This window comes from Shewanella sp. FJAT-51649 (genome assembly GCF_019457435.1).
Classification (GTDB): Bacteria; Pseudomonadota; Gammaproteobacteria; order Enterobacterales; family Shewanellaceae; genus Shewanella; species Shewanella mangrovisoli.
Genome location: NZ_CP080411.1, coordinates 3,158,733 through 3,175,818 on the forward strand (window position 1 = coordinate 3,158,733; position 17,086 = coordinate 3,175,818).

Genomic DNA, 17,086 nt, shown 5'->3' on the forward strand with positions numbered 1-17,086 from the left:
GGATCAATCCGTTGCCCTTATTACACTTTATTCAATTCGTTTTTTTAATGGTCAGCCATTAGCTGGCTTTCTTAGTCTTAGGCGGATACTTAGGGGCAAACAAACCTAACTGACGCGCCTTAGCCACGTAGGCCATGATGTCCATCTTGGCAATTTCATCCAGCATATCAATATGTTCAATCACATAATAAATCGGCTGCATAATATCGATACGGTAAGGTGTGCGCAGTACATCTAAGAGATCGAAGGGCTTACGCTCCGGCACTTGGCTTTCCATGGCATACAAGGTTTCGCCGGGAGAGCTTAAAATACCGCCGCCGTAGATACACAATTCGCCATCTTGAGGTTTGAGTAAGCCAAATTCGACGGTAAACCAATACAAACGCGCTAAAAAGACGCGGTCTTCCTTGCTGGCATTTAAGCCCAATTGACCATAGATATGGGAAAAATGGGCGAAAGAAGGATTGGTCAGCAAGGGGCAATGGCCAAAGATCTCATGGAAAATATCCGGCTCTTGCAGGTAATCAAATTCTTCCTTGCGACGGATAAAGGTCGCAACCGGAAATTCCTTGTTGGCTAATAACTCAAAGAAGCGGCCAAAGGAAATCAAGGCCGGCACGGCCGCGGTTTTCCATCCCGTGGTGGCTTGCAATACTTTGTCTATCTCCGCCAATTGTGGAATGCGGTCCTTCGGCATCGCCAAGGCATCGAGCCCTTGGAGATATTCCTTACAGGCACGCCCCGGTAGGTTCACCGCTTGGCGAGCATATAATTGGCTCCAAATATCATGTTCTTCCTGCGGGTAATGGATATACCCTGAATCATCTGCACTTCGCGCAACATAGGGCGCGGTGTGCGCTATCTCTTTAGTCATAAAATTCACTTCATGGCTGACGCTAATGCCTCCATAGTGATCTAAGCCTCGATTTTTGTTAACTCCCTCACAGTTTATTGTTTACGCGATAATGTGAAGCAAACGTAAAGCAAATATTACAAAGCATTTAAAACCCTTGGTGAATCCAAATCGGATCTGAGCCTGACTGCTAGCAAACCTTGACACTGCCGCTCAAAAATGACGACGATAGACTGATAATATGCAGAAAAACCGACAAATTTCGGTGTTTGCAAATGGCTTTTCTGCGTGGGTCATTTACAATATTGCCCAATAACCGCCTCTCCTTAATCTGAAGGTTCGCAATGAAACAACATCAAATTCGTAAAGCCGTTATTCCCGTCGCTGGACTTGGCACTCGTATGCTTCCTGCGACCAAGGCAATTCCTAAGGAAATGCTACCCGTTGTTGATAAACCCTTGATCCAATATGTGGTTAGTGAAGCCATTGATGCGGGGATCAAAGAAATCGTCCTCGTGACCCACGCCAGTAAAAACTCTATCGAAAACCATTTCGACACCAGTTTTGAATTAGAAGCGCAATTAGAGCGCCGCGTGAAGCGCCAATTACTCGAAGCGGTACAATCCATTTGCCCGAAAGACGTGACAGTGATTAGCGTGCGCCAATCCCAAGCTAAAGGCTTAGGTCATGCGATTTTATGTGCCAAATCCGTCGTCGGTGATGCGCCGTTTGCCGTGTTGCTGCCGGATGTGATTATCGATGATGCTAGCTGCAACCTGAAAACAGACAACCTAGCCGCCATGGTGAGCCTGTTTGATGAAACCCAAGTGGGCCAAATCATGGTTGAAGGCGTGCCACATCATCTAGTGAACCAATATGGTATTGCGGATGTGAATGGCCATGATCTACAACCTGGTGAGTCAGAGCCATTGGTCGAACTCGTTGAAAAGCCACCGGTTGACGAAGCACCGTCTAACTTAGCCGTTGTGGGTCGTTACGTGTTGCCCGCAGCCATTTGGCCACTGCTGGCTAAAACCCCAGCAGGCGCGGGTGATGAAATCCAGTTAACTGACGCCATTGCGATGTTAATGAAACAAGAAACCGTAAACGCTTACTACATGCAAGGTAAGAGTCATGACTGCGGTAACAAGCAAGGCTATATGCGCGCTAACGTGGAATACGCCCTGCGCCACAGCGAAATCGGTGAAGATTTTGCGCAATATTTAAAAACAGTCGTAAAAGGAATTAAATAATGACGATTTTAGTGACCGGAGGCGCCGGTTATATCGGCACTCATACCGTAGTGGAATTACTCAATGCGGGGAGTGAAGTGATTGTATTAGACAACCTGTCTAATTCAAGCATCGAAGCCCTTAACCGTGTCGAGCGCATTACCAGTAAATCGGTCACCTTTTACCAAGGCGATATTCTCAACAAGGCCTTACTGCAAAAAGTCTTTAGCGACCATAACATCGATGCCGTTATCCATTTTGCAGGATTAAAAGCCGTTGGTGAGTCAGTTGCTAAACCGCTGAAATACTATGAGAATAACGTGACTGGCACCTTAATTCTTTGCCAAGTGATGGCAGAGTTTAAGGTGAAAAACCTCGTCTTTAGTTCTTCTGCTACTGTGTATGGCGACCCTGCCAGCCTACCGATTACCGAAGATTTCCCCACGGGTGCCACTAACCCCTACGGTCAATCTAAGTTGATGGTGGAACATATACTGGCGGATTTACACCATAGCGATCCGAGTTGGAATATCGCCCGTTTACGTTACTTCAACCCTGTTGGCGCCCATGCCAGCGGCTTGATTGGCGAAGATCCTAACGATATTCCAAATAACTTGATGCCATTTATCGCGCAGGTGGCAGTCGGTAAACGCGAAGCGTTAAGTGTGTTTGGCAATGATTATCCAACCCACGATGGCACGGGCGTTCGCGACTATATCCACGTGGTGGATTTAGCCCTTGGACACCTAAAAGCCCTTGAAAAGCTGGCCACCAAACCAGGACTTGTCACCTATAACCTAGGTACAGGCCAAGGCTACAGTGTGCTCGATATGGTCAAGGCCTTCGAAAAGGCCTGTGGTAAGTCGATTGCCTATCAAATTGCGCCGCGTCGTCCGGGTGACATTGCCGCCTGTTATGCAAACCCAGATCATGCTAAAACCGATTTGGGCTGGCAGGCGACTCACAGCCTAGAAGATATGGCGAACAGCAGTTGGCATTGGCAATCTACCAATCCAAATGGTTATAAAGGCTAATCGTCTAAATGGCTTGCGGTAACTCCCAAGCCATTTTTATTATCCCTTATCACAATTAAACTCAGTAAGACCTATGACAGAAAGCATCAATCACAGCCGCCGTAATCTCTTTAGCCGCCGTAAATCCTCGGCCATTAGACCGCCTTGGGTGTGCGAAGGCATTGAGTTTACTGACATCTGTACCCGATGCTCGGCCTGTATCACTGCCTGCGAAACTAAGATTATCTACAAGGGAGATGGCGGCTTTCCCGAAGTCTCCTTTAAGGACAATGAGTGCACTTTTTGTCGCCAATGTGCCACCGTCTGCCCGGAAGAAAAGCTGTTTGATTTGACCCAAACTCCTTGGCAACACAAAGCGGTTATTCAAGATAACTGCTTAACATATCAGGGCATTTGGTGCCAAAGTTGTAAGGATGCCTGTGAGCCTCGCGCCATTAGCTTTACCTTAAGCGTGGGTCACGCGCCGATGCCCAAGATTGATAGCGAGCTCTGCACTGGCTGCGGTGCCTGTGTCGCCCCCTGTCCAAGCCAAGCCATCAGTATTAAGCCTGCGGAATAGCCTTATGACTGAGAGTTACTGGGCTTCACAGCGTATTTAGGTTAGTATTTCACTGTACCGTCTCCTCTAATCATCTAGGTTTCTCATCAGCATGTTTGGCAAAAAGTTCACCTTTACTCGAAGCGCCTCCCCTGCACTAAGCTTTATCGCCGAAGAGACTAAGCTTACGGGTAATATGGAATTTACCGGTGATGTGTTGATTGGTGGTGAAGTGCAAGGACAAATCCTGTCACAGGCCAATGTGATTGTAGAGCGGACAGGTAAGCTTCATAGCGAGGTTAAATGCCGTGAAATGATTATCGATGGCTACTTTAAAGGTCGATTGATTTGCGAGCGCTTAGTCATCCAAGGCCATGGTATTGTCGATGGCGATGTGGCGTGTACCTCGATGCAGATCAGCGAAGGTGGTCAGTTTATTGGATTAAGGATTAAGGAAGATCACCAAACCATCCATGCCCATCCGCTCCCCTCGCCCGGCTCTGCAAATGTATTACTGTCAACCTCTGCATCTCTTGTGCCCGAAAGCCAAGACTAAGTAAAAACGCTGGCTGCCTTTACTATTGTTCATTTATGTCATTAGTTACGCATTTGTTAATTTAACGATTAGATCACAGTTAAGCCGTATGGCAACTGCTAACCTTGCCTATCAATAATGTCTGCATTTCGGGCGCACAGGCAAGGCAATCCCCATGAGCAATCCCTTACTAAAACAGATCTGTGAACTCGACGTCTTTACCCTGCTCGTCTTTAAAAGCATTTTTGATACAGGCCATGCAAATAGTGCGGCTAAAGCGTTAAATGTATCGGCTCCTAAGATTAGCCGTTGCCTGAATGCCCTACGATTAACGTTTAACGATGAGCTATTTTACCGCCGTCAACAGGGGCTCAAACCCACCCCTTTAGCCGAGAGCCTCTATTTTGCTATCTGCCAGTTTACCGATTCGGTATATCACTTAGAGCAATCCGCGCTACAAATTCAAAATGCGACGAGCCATGTTGAGCGGCCGCTACAAATAGCGGTGAGTAATGGGTTGTTGAGTTTTTTAGCGCCGCAGCTCAGTTCCCCCGAAGCCGTGGATGAGTTAGGGCAAGTCAGGTTACATAAGTGGCAGGAAAACAGTGCCGAATTAATCCACGCCGGTGAATTAGATTTTGGGATCTCACTGGAGAATACAGAGAGCAAAGAGTTAACCGTCAGTCGCTTGGGTGGGATCTCGATGATTTACGTGGTCGCCGCTAAGCAGCATCCCATATGGCAAGTTCAAACCCATATTAGTCTAGAACAGATATGTCGCCATCCCTTCTTGTGCATTGAACTCAAAGGATTTAACAGCAGAATCGATCCTCTCGAGCTCTTCTGTCAGCGCCAAGGGATCTTATTGCCTTCGCTCGAAAAGGTACTAGATAGAGAAGAATGGTACGCTCATCTACTGACCATGCAGAGTGTGGCCTTCTGCTCTGGCATCGATATGCACACGGTCAAACATATGCCGGGGCTCAAATTAGCACCGCTACCGCTCACCGAACTGCATCGCCTGCACGATACTATTATGCCGCCGCAATATTATTTAGTTGAAAAGCCTCGCAGCCACCGACGTTACAGCCCTGCCCAATGTGAACTCGTCGTCAGTTCCTTACTGACGGCGCTTAGCCAAACTTACGCCTAAATCCCGCCCTATTGCCATGCCATCAGGTGCTATTCGCTTTGTTGCAAATCTGCTTCTGAATGTTAAACCCCACCTAAAGAGGGATAGAAATTGGCTCAACGCAAGAGTCATTTTCATACCTTTTTACGGCCCAAAAACAAATGGCATATAAGCTTCACCACTATCACCCGATAAAATTAATTGAAAATTAATCCACTTAAAACACTAAAACCAAAGTAAAAAATCTGCGAGATATCTCATACATTTCCCAACAAATTTCAACTTTTAAAATATTGATTTTCAGATTTTAGAATTACCGTTTTGGTGTGTTAAATCATCGTTCACATATCAGATACAAACCTATAAATACCACTTTATAAGTAGGTGAATCGACCTATAGTAGAGTCACTGCACACGCAGTCTTATAGAAGAAAAAGGGACGCGATGATGAAAAACTACAATAAATCTCTACTGGCACTGGCGCTCACCAGCGCCTTGTGTCTAACCGCCTGCGGGGACGGCAAAGACGGGCAAGATGGTGCACCAGGAACCCCTGGCACACCAGGTACCCCCGGCACGCCAGGAACACCCGGACTTCCTGCAGGCTCATTTGCTAAAACCGCTGACTCCATTACTGATCTGAAATTCACCCTCAGCCCAGCAGACATTAAAGTCACCAGTAGCAAAGGCTTTAGCGTTAAGTTCAGCTTAACCGGAAAAAGCTCAGGCAAAGATGTGCCCTTTATGGGACTCGACAAAATTGCCCTCTATTCGTTAACGGCGAATGAAAACACCTCGGGCACGGGCGCTCCCATTGAATGGCAAAACAATGCCATGGCAAACAATGCGGGCACCTCTTTAACTTGTACACTCAATGGCCTTAACGGTACTAAAAACGCGTGTACATTAACCGAAGACACTGCAAATCCAGGCACTTACACTGCCACTTGGACCTATGATGGCGCGGCGCCAATCATCAATCCAAATGACAATCCTAATGCGGTACACAGAGTCTTTTTACGCGCTTACAATATCGTCAACGCTGCCGGCGTAGCCTTGTCTGATAAGGTGCTCTCAGTGCCTGTAGACTTTATCCCTGCAACCGATGAGTTAGCGGCATCAGGTAAAGACACAGTATCGAGCGCGGCTTGTAAAAACTGTCACGGTGAAGTGGATGGCCATATAGCTAAGATTGAAGCCCACCATAACTACCAAGACGTTAAAAACTGCGTAACCTGCCACAACCCAGACCAAGTGCCAAGTGATGCGCAACTTGCTGAAGGTTGGGTATTCGACTTTGCACCTATGATCCACCGTATCCATGCGGGCGAACATAATGCGGACTATCTGTCTGGCGAAGCCAAAGAATACTTCGGTGAAATTGGTTTCCCATCAGACTTGAAAGAATGTAAGTCTTGTCACGATGGTGAACCAAGCTATAACACCAATATCTACGCTCAGGCCTGCGTGGGTTGCCATATCAATGTTAACTTCGCAACCGGTGAAAACCACTCTGAGTTTGGTTTAGCTCAAGCCGATGACACTCAATGTAAATCCTGTCACGGTAGCGGCAGCTTAACGCCTGAAGCAGTCCACAGTGTCGGTAAACGTGCTGAATATGCGTCATTAATGACTGTCGATTTTACCAGCGCGACACTAGGCACTTCAGCAGTTGCGGGCATGCAAAGTCTAACGCTAAAAGCTAACGTCACACTCAATGGCGCTGCCATTGCCGATGGCACTAGCCTGAAAACCTACAATGCCACCAGTAACCCAACAGCGATACTTGCTGCGAACGGTTTGCTACTGGGCAACGTGGCCACCGATGGCACTGTTTACTCATGGCGTGACGTTAAACCTACTGCCGTTAGCCTGAAACTGGAAAACGGTACCTTGTCAGGTGGCGTATTAACCTTCGTGAAAGATATCCCTGATGCACAAGCAACTGGCACTATCTACGTCGGTTCTGAAGCCAACTTCTGTGCCAAAGCGGGTAAAGTGGTTAGCTGTAATACTGAAGGACTTGAATATGGTCCAACTAGCCCTGTAGGTAACACTTCTGCAGTGAAATTCTTTAACTTAAGCGGCGGTACACCTGCGGTAGCCCGTATGAACGACCCAGCTCGCATCACAGTTGAAGAAGCAAAATGTAACGCATGCCATGGTAGCTTAGACTATGCGAAAGGCTACAGACACGGGGTTTACACCTTCGATCAATGTATGAACTGTCACAACGATACCACTGGTGCTTCTGGCCATGGTGCGACAGGTTACAAAGGCGAAGATGGCAAGTTAGTTGTGAATCCAGACGTCACCTTTAACAACAAAGACCTATTCACCGTTGCTCACCGTTTCCACAGTGGTAACTTCGGTGTTGTCGAAGGCATCTTCCGCAATGCAGCAGGCGAATTAGAAGGTTATCCATCACCAGAAACCGCATGTTCAGCCTGTCACAAAGATGGTGCAACCCTGTTCGCAGCTGACGGTGGTTTAACTTCTGGCAAACGTTCTATCAAAGTGGGCAGCAACTACATTAGCCCTGTTGCTGAATCATGCCGCACCTGTCACGCTCACTCAGATGCAGCAGCCGTAGCTCACTTTAGAAGTAACGGTGCGATTGTCGAAGCGGATGCTGTGACCGATACTAACCTACCAGTAGAATCATGCGCGACCTGCCATGCTGAAGGTAAAACCTATGGCATAGATAAGGTACACGCAGAGGTAGCACACTAGTACTAGTACCTTCGGGTTGCCCCCTGCACAACCCGAGTCTCCTCTCTGCAACTTATTGGGGCTCCTTCGGAGCCCCTTTTTTATCGGTACTTTTAATGTGTTGTGGCATCAACTTGAGTCGCACTTTGTGCGATACGTTGCCTTAAGAGCTTAATAAATTCTCTCGGATCACGGTCTAAACTGTCGTGGGGAATATAGAGATGGTAGCCAAGATGAGTATTGAGCATCACGCAGCGATGACCAAACATCGCCAACACGCCGCGGTAACGGTCCCCCTCGATGACGAGCGGGCTAAATTCGGCGCCAAGATAGGTTTCTAAGGTCGCCAAATCTTCCTGCTGTGAGGCTGCAGTCACCAATAACGGCCGCTGCTCAGTCAATAAACCCGCCGCAAGGCGCAATGAAATGTTATCGAGGATAGGATTTAACTGTTTAAGCTTAATGCCTATATAGGAAAGCTCAATGGTATCAACACCCTGAGTAACTCGGGGAATATCTACCCGTTGAATATTGCTCCAGCTTACCGCCACTTTGCCGCGGCGATGAAAATAGGTCAGCCCCTGCTCATCCATGCTTAAGGTGGTCTCAGGCTCGTACACTTTGGCTAAGCCCAATATCAAGGCAATCGCACCTAAGCTGAAAAACACTAGGCCCACGGCAAATAGCTCGGGAAATATAACAAATAAACCAAAACCTAAGACAAAGGCGCTAGCCCCCACTATCGTTAAGGTTAAACCATTACGTTTTGAGAGCGGGCGAACCGAGACAACATCGGACTCTTGCGTCATATTTTTATCCCTGTTTTATCCAGAGCCACAAACGGCCTATATATTCGTGTATCGCCCGTTGCGAGGCGAGTAAGTTATCCGCAGTCAAGCGCCAGTAGAAACCGTCTCTTGCCCTAAAATCCGTCGGCGCGGCGCTCGCCGTTAATCCTTGACCGCTAAAAATCGCCATCGACCTTGGCATATGGGAGGCTGACGTGACTAATCGCACAGCTTGATTACCTAAGTGTTCTTTAAAATAGTGCGCTTCTTCAATCGTGTCGCGCGGCAGGGGCAATTGAACGATACGTGATGCATCCACACCCAGTTCAATCGCCGCCTTTGCCATCACTTCGGCATGGGGATGCTGCGTTAGCTCGCCCTCCCAACCACTGACCACTAAGGTGCAGTCTTGACCTAATTGGAGTTGCCTTAGCCCTTCCGTTAGCCGCGCTAAGGCGACCGTCGATAAAGATTGTACCGCAGTAGCACCTGGGATATCCGAGTGTACTGACCCCAGCACCATGACCACACAGGTACCAGCAATAGGCGTGGAATTAATGGGATATTGAGTCTCGAGCGGTTTAACGAGATAGTCGACACTCAATTGACTGCTGAGCACTAGGAGCAGCGAAAACGCACCGCCAATCGCCCATTTTGCTAACCTAGGTTTGCGCCAAACCAACAAAGATAGCAGTAATAACAACAGGATAAATGGAATAGGCATGATTGCCTGAGAGACAACTTTCTTAACCCAAAACATGCGTTAGTGCCCAATTATTCAAAGGAGCGCAATCATAACATCAAAAGAAAGCAAAACGCATCGCCAAGGCGATGCGTTGTCACGAGGGAAAAAGTAACGTTAGTAGGTTATTTTTCCCATAACCAAGCGGCGCCGCGCACACCCGAAGAGCAGCCATAAAGGTTCTGTACGACAGGTGTTCGACACTCTCTTCCCACAACATAACGAGTTAATAATGCAGGTAATCTTGGATAAATCGCCTCAATATTAGACATGCCACCGCCGAGGACAATCGCATCCGGGTCGAGCATATTAATCACATGGGCGAGTGAGCGTGCGAGTCTGTCCATGTAACGATCAAAGGCCGCGATCGCCATTTCATCCCCCGCATCGACTAAGGCCATAATATCTGTACCAGATTTGGCGGGCGCAGCTTGTACATTCACCGCACGGCTTAGGGCCTCGTTGTAATCGCGAACAAAGCCAGTGCCCGAAATAAAGGTTTCGATACAATCGGGATTACCGCAGAAACAACGGGTAGTATTAAACTCTTCCTTGGTCATCCAAGGCAGCGGATTATGGCCCCACTCACCGCCAATACCATTGCCGCCAGCGTGTACTTTACCGTTAATGGCCACACCCGCGCCGCAGCCCGTGCCAATGATCACCCCGAATACCACGGATTTACCCGCAGCAGCACCATCGACGGCCTCGGATACCGCAAAACAGTTGGCATCGTTAGCAACCCGCACTTCGCGGCCGAGCAGTTCCCCTAAATTCACATCGAGGGGATGACCGTTGATCCAGGTCGAGTTGGCATTTTTGACTAATCCTGAATAGGGAGAAATGACTCCCGGGATCCCCACGCCAACCGAGCCCTTTTCACCTAAGGTCGCTTCGGCCTCATTCACTAAATCGACGATGGCATTCAGGGTGCCCTGATAATCCCGAGGGGTATTGATACGCTTACGAAACAGTTCATTACCTTCCTCACTTAAGGCGACGAGTTCTATTTTTGTGCCACCTAAATCGATGCCCATGCGTATCATGAATGACTTACTCCACTGTTATTCGACCAAGGCGTCAGTACAGACGTCCTTGGCATTGTTCGTTATTCTGCCCAGCCTGGCGCCGTGGCAATAAAATAAGGGTTTAATATGTCAGGTTTTTGATTGTAGGTTAAGGGTAAACCTGAGTCATAACACACAACTTTGCCGCCTGCGCTTTCCAACACGGCCTGCGCGGCTGCAGTGTCCCATTCGCTCGTAGGCCCTAATCTGGGGTAGAGATCGGCCTTGCCCTCAGCCAACATACAAAACTTCAGCGAGCTTCCTACGCTTAACATCTCGTGTTGACCGAAATCCTTTAAATATTCCGCCACATCAGGGCTTAGATGCGAACGACTGCCGACAACAATTGGTACTTGTCTTGGCGGGTTACAGCCCTGTAGCTCTCGCTCTTGTTGCCCATCCTGTCGCCAAGCGCCTAAGTGTCTGGCGCCAAAATAGACAGTATTGAGCACGGGCGCATAAACCACACCCGCAATAGCAACACCTTGATGGATAAGCGCAATATTGACGGTAAACTCACCATTTCGCTTAATAAATTCCTTAGTGCCATCCAAAGGGTCTATCAGCCAATAGGTCTGCCAGTGTTGACGTTCATCCCAGGCAATATCCGCCGCTTCTTCCGACATCACGGGAATACCCGCAAATTGCTCGGTAAGCTGGGCCAAGATAACTTTGTGAGCCGCCAAATCGGCCGCCGTCACCGGGCTCTCATCACGCTTTTGCGTAACGGCAAAATCCTCTAGGGCATAAATTGCCATGATGGCGTCGCCTGCCGCATGGGCAATCTTTACCACCCGCAGTAAATCGGCCTTCGAAAAATGCGCTGCCATCGCTGTATTATCTGTCACTTAGCCACCTGTATTCGATTTGCTTTTCGGCATTATGCCACTGGCAGCAATTGATAATTAAGAACAAATTCATCATTCATCGAGCAAAATCGACTAAGGCACTGACTAATTCACTTAGGCGCAAGGCTTAGGCCACGGGCATAAATGCTAAATAAGTCGAGTCTAAGCCAAGCAGGATACGCTGAAAAGAGACATTGCCTAGGCTGCATTCGTATTCACAGCCTTGAAAATAAAACAGGTTGGAGAAATAAATCAGTAGCTTGGATGGAGCGCTTCTGGCATACAACTTATCTTGTATTCAAAAGATCTGAACGTCATTCACAACCACTTATGGTTAGAGATAATGGCTAAAGGCCTTTTGCGGCATAATCTTCAAGCATGGCCTTAAGCTGCCATCGCCAGTCACACCACAGCTCGGGGCAATGGGTTAATGCCAAATTTTGCCCAGTTAAGCACTGGCGCACTCTATCGCTATTTAACGCACTGTAACTGGGTCTTGCTGCCAGTTTATTGCCTTTCTCAAGCGCCTTTGCCGAATAACTTAGGCTATCTATAGCAGTAATCGGCACCGCTTTATCTAATAACTTCAGTGCCAAGGCTTGGCGCTGGATTTCGAGAGCAAATTCATACCAACTGCATTGCCCCTGCCCGGCATAGTGGAATAATCCTGATCCGCAACCGACGTTTAACGGACTCGCTATCAACTGCCAAATAAGATGTGCGAGCGCATCTACCCATGTTGGCGAACCTATTTGGTCGTTTATCACGGTAAGTGGCTGAGCATCTGACGCAGTGGCCATCAACCTCAGCATGGTTTTCACAAAATTATGTCCATCGACACCGTAGAGCCATGCGGTGCGAATAACAATCGCGCGCTCAGCCAAGATGCGCAGCACCGCTTGCTCTCCCGCGAGTTTACTCTGGCCATAGACAGATAAGGGCGCAGGCGTGGCGTTCTCGGTTAAGCCGCGTTCAGTTAAACCGCTTTCAATTAAGCCACTATTACTTAAGCAGCTATCGGTTAACCCGCTCTGATTTAACGCCAGTTCAGAAGCCCCCACTGGCTCACCGCTAAACACATAATCGCTGGAGATATGCACCAAACGCGCGCCCGTGAGCGCGCATTCGCTTGCCAATAACTCAGGCCCAAGGCTATTGACACGATAAGCCTCTTCAGCCGCCGTTTCCGCCCTATCGACCGCATTGTAGGCGGCGCAGTTAATCACCCAGTCAGGTTTAACGTGGGCAAAGGCGACGGCAACGCTCTGTTTATCACCAATATCTAACTCGGCATGGCTAAGCGCGTGCACACGAAGGGTGCGACCATCGAATCGATATGCCGCCTTGGCAAGCACTCGTATTAGAGCCTTAGACAGTTGGCTATCTGCGCCAGTTAACAATACTGTAACTGTCGATTCTGACTCGCCATTAGGCGCATGCATCGCCTTGTTATCCTTTCGCATTATTAACGTCGGCGGCTCAAGCCATATCGTCGCTAAACAGCGGCATTAAATCGGCAACGCTTTTATGCTCCCGCTGAGCTAAGAAGTTAAGCAGTGCCATCGGTGAGCGATTGAGCAGCTTATCCTTTGGATAATCAACCGCTTCAATAATACTTAAGGCACGGTCAAACCCGCCGAGACTAAAAGCCACATGGGAATCCGAGCCCATCACTAAGGTGGCCCCCAATTCTTTTGCCGCTTTAGCAATCGCGGTGCAGTTAGCTTCGCTGCCCTTGCGAGAGACTTCAAAGGAGGAATTATTGATTTCAAGCGCCACTCCATATTCGGCGGCAGCTGCGGCTACAGCCTCAATATCAATGGGATAAGCAGGATTACCCGGATGGGTAATAATATCGACCTTGCCGCTTTTAATGGCGTTAATCATCGCCTCGGTATGGGTGGCCTTATCCGAAGGCGGAAATACTGGTTCATGGAATCCTGCCAACACAATATCGAGCTGCGACAGATAATCGCCAAAGTAATCGATTTCACCTTCGCGGTTTTTAATATTGGCCTCGATGCCGCGTAAAATCCCCACGCCATCAACCATACGCGGGAGCACGCGTAAATTCACAAAATGCCAAAAATGCGGTGCATCCGCCATCGCCGGGCCATGGTCAGTGGTGGCAAACAGACGGATCCCCTTTTGCTTCGCCACCGCTAAATAATCGTGGATAGTGCTATAGGCATGGGTAGATGCCACGGTATGTGTATGGGTATCGACTGGGTACTGCATGGGCCACCTCTGTCTTGTACTATTGTGTTCAGTATGGTGTTAACCATTAGTCGGTTAACGTCCCTTCGGCTCAACTAGTGGAATAGCGAGAGCAATTCATCGGCACTGCCTTGCCACGCGCCTTTGCCCTTTCCTTCGAGAATACTATCCGCTAAACCTTGCTTATGCTGCTGCATTTCTTGGATTTTCTCTTCAACTGTGCCTTCGGCAATCAGCTTGTAAACGAACACTGGGTTTTCTTGACCAATGCGGTGCGCCCTGTCCGTCGCTTGCTTTTCTGCCGCCGGATTCCACCAAGGATCGTAATGGATAACCGTATCCGCCGCAGTAAGATTAAGCCCAGTGCCACCAGCCTTTAAGCTGATTAAAAATACCGGCGTATCGCCTTCTTGGAACTTATCAATTTGCCCCTGACGTAGCCGAGTTTGCCCCGTCAGTTTGCTGTAGTCGATGTCAAGGGATTGCAGCAATTCCTCAATTAACAGCAACATACTGGTAAATTGGCTGAAGATTAAAATCTTGCGACCTTCCTGCACCATTTCCGGTAGGTTTTGGCTCAGCCAGTTTAGCTTGGCATTATTTTTAACCTTTTGCGCCTGCTCGAGTTTGACTAATCGCGGATCGCAGCAGGCTTGGCGCAATTTGAGCAAGGCATCTAAAAACTCGATATGGCTGCCCGCCACACCTTGGGTCGCAAACAATTCTCGAATTTTTTTCTCCATACTCAAGCGAATACTTTCGTATAGATTACGCTGATCTTTCTCAAGCTCTAGGGTTTGGTAGATCTCGGTTTTAGGTGGCAGTTCAGTCACCACCTCGGCCTTGGTTCGCCTTAATACAAAGGGAGCGATACGTTGACTCAGCACCTTAGCCTGCTCGCCATCGCCATAACGCTCAATCCGATAGCGAAACGCCTTATTGAAATAGGCAGTTGTACCCAAGAGTCCCGGTAAACAAAAATCCATCAATGACTTGAGTTCACCTAAATGATTCTCAAGGGGCGTGCCGGTGAGGCAGAGTCTAAACGGCGCTTGCAACGCCTTAATTTGCTGGCTGACTTTGGCTTGAGCGTTTTTAATCTGCTGCGCCTCATCGAGCACTATATGCTCAAACGGCTGAGCCTGGTAATAATCGTAATCCCGCACCATAAGGGGATAGGTAGTGACGACGACATCAAACTCGCTTAATCGCGATAACAGGGGGCCACGCTGCGCGCCATGGATCACCGCCAAGGTTAACGATGGCGCAAACTTAGCCGCCTCCTTCGCCCAGCTTCCCACTAAACTGGTTGGGCAAATAATCAGACTCGGCAATCTTGGCTGCCCAACGGATTTTGCCTCCTGCTGTTTTAACAGAAATGCCAAGGTTTGAATGGTTTTCCCAAGCCCCATATCGTCAGCTAAGATGCCGCCGAGTTGATATTCCTTTAAAAAACAAAGCCAATTTAAGCCCTGCTGCTGATAAGCCCGTAGCTGTGCATTCAGTCCTGTCGGCGCGCTGACAGCAACCACACCATTAAATTCGGCTAACTTTGTCGCGAGCTGACGCACCCTCTCACCATTGAGCAGGCTAAGCTCGCTTTCGGCTAACTCATTGAGTAAATGCGCACGGTACTTAGGTAAGGCGATACTCTGGCCGCGATGCTGCTCAAACAACTCTTGAATAATGCTCATTAAAGGCTTGATAACACTGGCCTTAATTTTAAGCCATTCGCCAGAGGGGCTGGGTAGCAATAACTCGGCATCATCAGCCGGCTCGCCATGTTGTTTTAACCAAGTGGCCACCAACGGCAACATAGGCAAGCGTTGGCCATTGATATAGGCATGTAACGATAGGGAAAACCAGCCTTCTTGACTGTCATCCAGCTCAACCGTTAACGGCGTATCGACCACCTTAAGGCTAAACTCTGGGGCAAATCGCACCTCTAAGCCTTGAGTTTGTAATCTTGGGACTTCTTCATCGATAAACGCTAGCCATTCCCGAATCGCATCGGGCAAGTGACCTAAGCTCCAGAGGGAAGCCGCATTTGTTACGCCCTCCAAGCTAAAGCGGCTAAAGCCAAGGGTTTGCAGCTTTGATACGGCTTGTTGCTCTTCTTCAAGCGCGCGGTTAATTTGATAGGTGGTGCCGCCCTGAGTCACCAGAGTTAATGCTTCTTTGGCGGCATTGCCACTTAAGACGAGATCCCCGTATACAAACTCCAGCACGAGATACGGCTGGGCGATGCCTGTCTCCAGCACAGACGACTGATTGCTGCTAGGCATTGTGCCTGCGGGAACCACTTTAAGCGTCAAACGAAGCTGTAACTTATCTCTCAGCTCGACAAAATCGATGGCGCTTGGTGGCGGCACAGTGCGCGCCGAAAAATGCTTGATCAGTCGATGGCTCACCAGTTCAACCTGAGTGCTCGGCACCGGCGGCATTTGGCTGAGTAGCCGCAGCTTATCGACGCTGATATCGGTATCGATAAGGCCGATGTGAAAATAATCCAGCTCGATATAGTAAGGCGGCTCTGTCGGCACTAGTTCCCAGTTATCCCGCTCGGGCAAGACTAGGCGCATTTGCTTGTGTTCGCAGTCGATATCCTGCCAGAGAAATTGCGGTGTAATGGCCTCGCCCGCGGTTAATGCGAGGCGGCTCTCCTCCCAGAAGCAGCGTTCGGTAGCGAGCATTTTCTCAATGGCTACCGCCCCTAGCTGCGCCTTAAGATACAGGCGTGATGCACCGTGGCGTCTGGTCGACATAATAAGATTTAAGATCAGCACATCCTCGGCGCCAATCCAAGCGGGCATATAATACTGCACGTCCGAGAGCGCAATCTTAGTGCCCTTGTTGTAACCGCCCTTTTTGCCAAGCTTGCCGCGTCTCAGCTCAATAAACACCCCGTTATCGTCCTTTGAAAGGATATACAACACCCTGTCATCGTAGAGGGATTCGACATCATTCACATTAGGATCATCGGCTTCATCGAGTAGGTGTAACCACTGGGCGATACGTTGATCTTCAACGGTTTTATCCGTGAGCAGACTGTAGAGTACCGCGGCCATATGTTTACAGTTGCCGCTGGCGGGGCAGGAGCAGAAGCCATTCATCACGAGTTTATGATTGACACTGACCAGACGAATATCCTGACGATAAGGCGTGGTTTCCGTGCCAGTGACTGTGCCTTCGATATGGCGAAAATCGGCATTGGCTTTCGCGCTTAACACCCTCCCCTGCATCACATAATCACGGGCGCGCATCAGTGTCGGCGGCGTGAATAAGGACTCAATAGCCGTTTGAGTCAATTGGATTGGCTCTTGGGGGGACAAGCGATTCATCTGCAAAACCTTGAAACTCAAAAATACCTCGACGAACAATACCCCAT

At 48.8% G+C, this 17,086-nt stretch carries 14 protein-coding genes; 6 read left to right on the plus strand and 8 right to left on the minus strand.

Annotated elements, in window-relative coordinates; all coding sequences use genetic code 11:
* Nucleotides 1–58 precede the first annotated feature (58 nt).
* The gene (phhA, locus tag K0H59_RS14045; protein WP_220053469.1) at nucleotides 59–874 is read right to left on the minus strand and encodes a phenylalanine 4-monooxygenase; all 816 of its coding nucleotides are present in this window, start codon (nucleotides 872–874) and stop codon (nucleotides 59–61) included.
* Between the two features lie 323 nt (nucleotides 875–1,197).
* Here phhA and galU point away from each other — a divergent pair, with 323 nt between their 5' ends.
* The 6 genes from galU to K0H59_RS14075 all read left to right on the plus strand — a co-directional run bounded on the left by galU (nucleotide 1,198) and on the right by K0H59_RS14075 (nucleotide 8,057).
* Nucleotides 1,198–2,106: a UTP--glucose-1-phosphate uridylyltransferase GalU gene (galU, locus tag K0H59_RS14050; protein ID WP_011717661.1), complete on the plus strand. Its 909-nt coding sequence runs from the start codon at nucleotides 1,198–1,200 to the stop codon at nucleotides 2,104–2,106.
* Entirely contained in the window at nucleotides 2,106–3,119 is a 1,014-nt protein-coding gene (galE, locus tag K0H59_RS14055; protein ID WP_220053470.1) for a UDP-glucose 4-epimerase GalE, read from the plus strand. Before galU ends, galE begins: the two co-directional genes overlap by 1 nt.
* Nucleotides 3,120–3,192: 73 nt before the next feature.
* The gene (napF, locus tag K0H59_RS14060) at nucleotides 3,193–3,678 is read left to right on the plus strand and encodes a ferredoxin-type protein NapF (protein ID WP_220053471.1); all 486 of its coding nucleotides are present in this window, start codon (nucleotides 3,193–3,195) and stop codon (nucleotides 3,676–3,678) included.
* A 91-nt stretch (nucleotides 3,679–3,769) separates the two neighbouring features.
* Entirely contained in the window at nucleotides 3,770–4,213 is a 444-nt protein-coding gene (locus K0H59_RS14065) for a polymer-forming cytoskeletal protein (RefSeq protein ID WP_220053472.1), read from the plus strand.
* Between the two features lie 154 nt (nucleotides 4,214–4,367).
* Nucleotides 4,368–5,345, plus strand: a complete 978-nt coding sequence (locus K0H59_RS14070; protein ID WP_220053473.1) for a LysR family transcriptional regulator — start codon at nucleotides 4,368–4,370, stop codon at nucleotides 5,343–5,345.
* Nucleotides 5,346–5,768: 423 nt separating this feature from the next.
* Complete coding sequence (locus tag K0H59_RS14075; RefSeq protein WP_220053474.1) at nucleotides 5,769–8,057, plus strand: OmcA/MtrC family decaheme c-type cytochrome; 2,289 nt, start codon at nucleotides 5,769–5,771, stop codon at nucleotides 8,055–8,057.
* Nucleotides 8,058–8,149: 92 nt separating this feature from the next.
* On the opposite strand, the gene K0H59_RS14080 is transcribed toward K0H59_RS14075, so the two are convergent.
* The 7 genes from K0H59_RS14080 to K0H59_RS14110 form a co-directional block, all read right to left on the minus strand.
* Nucleotides 8,150–8,845: a DUF2982 domain-containing protein gene (locus tag K0H59_RS14080; RefSeq protein ID WP_220053475.1), complete on the minus strand. Its 696-nt coding sequence runs from the start codon at nucleotides 8,843–8,845 to the stop codon at nucleotides 8,150–8,152.
* Between the two features lie 4 nt (nucleotides 8,846–8,849).
* A complete protein-coding gene (locus tag K0H59_RS14085; RefSeq protein ID WP_088210660.1) occupies nucleotides 8,850–9,584 on the minus strand; it encodes a YdcF family protein in 735 nt (244 codons plus the stop codon).
* A gap of 107 nt (nucleotides 9,585–9,691) precedes the next feature.
* Nucleotides 9,692–10,612 (minus strand): fructokinase, encoded by a 921-nt coding sequence (gene mak, locus K0H59_RS14090; protein ID WP_088210659.1) that lies wholly within the window; start codon nucleotides 10,610–10,612, stop codon nucleotides 9,692–9,694.
* A 62-nt stretch (nucleotides 10,613–10,674) separates the two neighbouring features.
* Complete coding sequence (gene cysQ / locus K0H59_RS14095; RefSeq protein WP_220053476.1) at nucleotides 10,675–11,481, minus strand: 3'(2'),5'-bisphosphate nucleotidase CysQ; 807 nt, start codon at nucleotides 11,479–11,481, stop codon at nucleotides 10,675–10,677.
* A gap of 347 nt (nucleotides 11,482–11,828) precedes the next feature.
* Nucleotides 11,829–12,923 carry a sugar nucleotide-binding protein gene (locus K0H59_RS14100; protein WP_220053477.1) on the minus strand — a complete coding sequence of 365 codons (1,095 nt, stop codon included), beginning with the start codon at nucleotides 12,921–12,923 and terminating at the stop codon, nucleotides 11,829–11,831.
* Nucleotides 12,924–12,960: 37 nt separating this feature from the next.
* Entirely contained in the window at nucleotides 12,961–13,719 is a 759-nt protein-coding gene (locus K0H59_RS14105) for a phosphatase (RefSeq protein WP_220053478.1), read from the minus strand.
* A gap of 74 nt (nucleotides 13,720–13,793) precedes the next feature.
* The gene (locus tag K0H59_RS14110; protein ID WP_220053479.1) at nucleotides 13,794–17,039 is read right to left on the minus strand and encodes a DEAD/DEAH box helicase; all 3,246 of its coding nucleotides are present in this window, start codon (nucleotides 17,037–17,039) and stop codon (nucleotides 13,794–13,796) included.
* Nucleotides 17,040–17,086 lie beyond the last annotated feature (47 nt).

Bases quoted from the DNA above. Each gene is read 5' to 3' on its own strand.
- phhA (WP_220053469.1), bottom strand. From the start codon at position 874: ATGACTAAAGAGATAGCGCACACCGCGCCCTATGTTGCGCGAAGTGCA.
- galU (WP_011717661.1), top strand. From the start codon at position 1,198: ATGAAACAACATCAAATTCGTAAAGCCGTTATTCCCGTCGCTGGACTT.
- galE (WP_220053470.1), top strand. From the start codon at position 2,106: ATGACGATTTTAGTGACCGGAGGCGCCGGTTATATCGGCACTCATACC.
- napF (WP_220053471.1), top strand. From the start codon at position 3,193: ATGACAGAAAGCATCAATCACAGCCGCCGTAATCTCTTTAGCCGCCGT.
- K0H59_RS14065 (WP_220053472.1), top strand. From the start codon at position 3,770: ATGTTTGGCAAAAAGTTCACCTTTACTCGAAGCGCCTCCCCTGCACTA.
- K0H59_RS14070 (WP_220053473.1), top strand. From the start codon at position 4,368: ATGAGCAATCCCTTACTAAAACAGATCTGTGAACTCGACGTCTTTACC.
- K0H59_RS14075 (WP_220053474.1), top strand. From the start codon at position 5,769: ATGATGAAAAACTACAATAAATCTCTACTGGCACTGGCGCTCACCAGC.
- K0H59_RS14080 (WP_220053475.1), bottom strand. From the start codon at position 8,845: ATGACGCAAGAGTCCGATGTTGTCTCGGTTCGCCCGCTCTCAAAACGT.
- K0H59_RS14085 (WP_088210660.1), bottom strand. From the start codon at position 9,584: ATGTTTTGGGTTAAGAAAGTTGTCTCTCAGGCAATCATGCCTATTCCA.
- mak (WP_088210659.1), bottom strand. From the start codon at position 10,612: ATGATACGCATGGGCATCGATTTAGGTGGCACAAAAATAGAACTCGTC.
- K0H59_RS14100 (WP_220053477.1), bottom strand. From the start codon at position 12,923: ATGCATGCGCCTAATGGCGAGTCAGAATCGACAGTTACAGTATTGTTA.
- K0H59_RS14105 (WP_220053478.1), bottom strand. From the start codon at position 13,719: ATGCAGTACCCAGTCGATACCCATACACATACCGTGGCATCTACCCAT.
- K0H59_RS14110 (WP_220053479.1), bottom strand. From the start codon at position 17,039: ATGAATCGCTTGTCCCCCCAAGAGCCAATCCAATTGACTCAAACGGCT.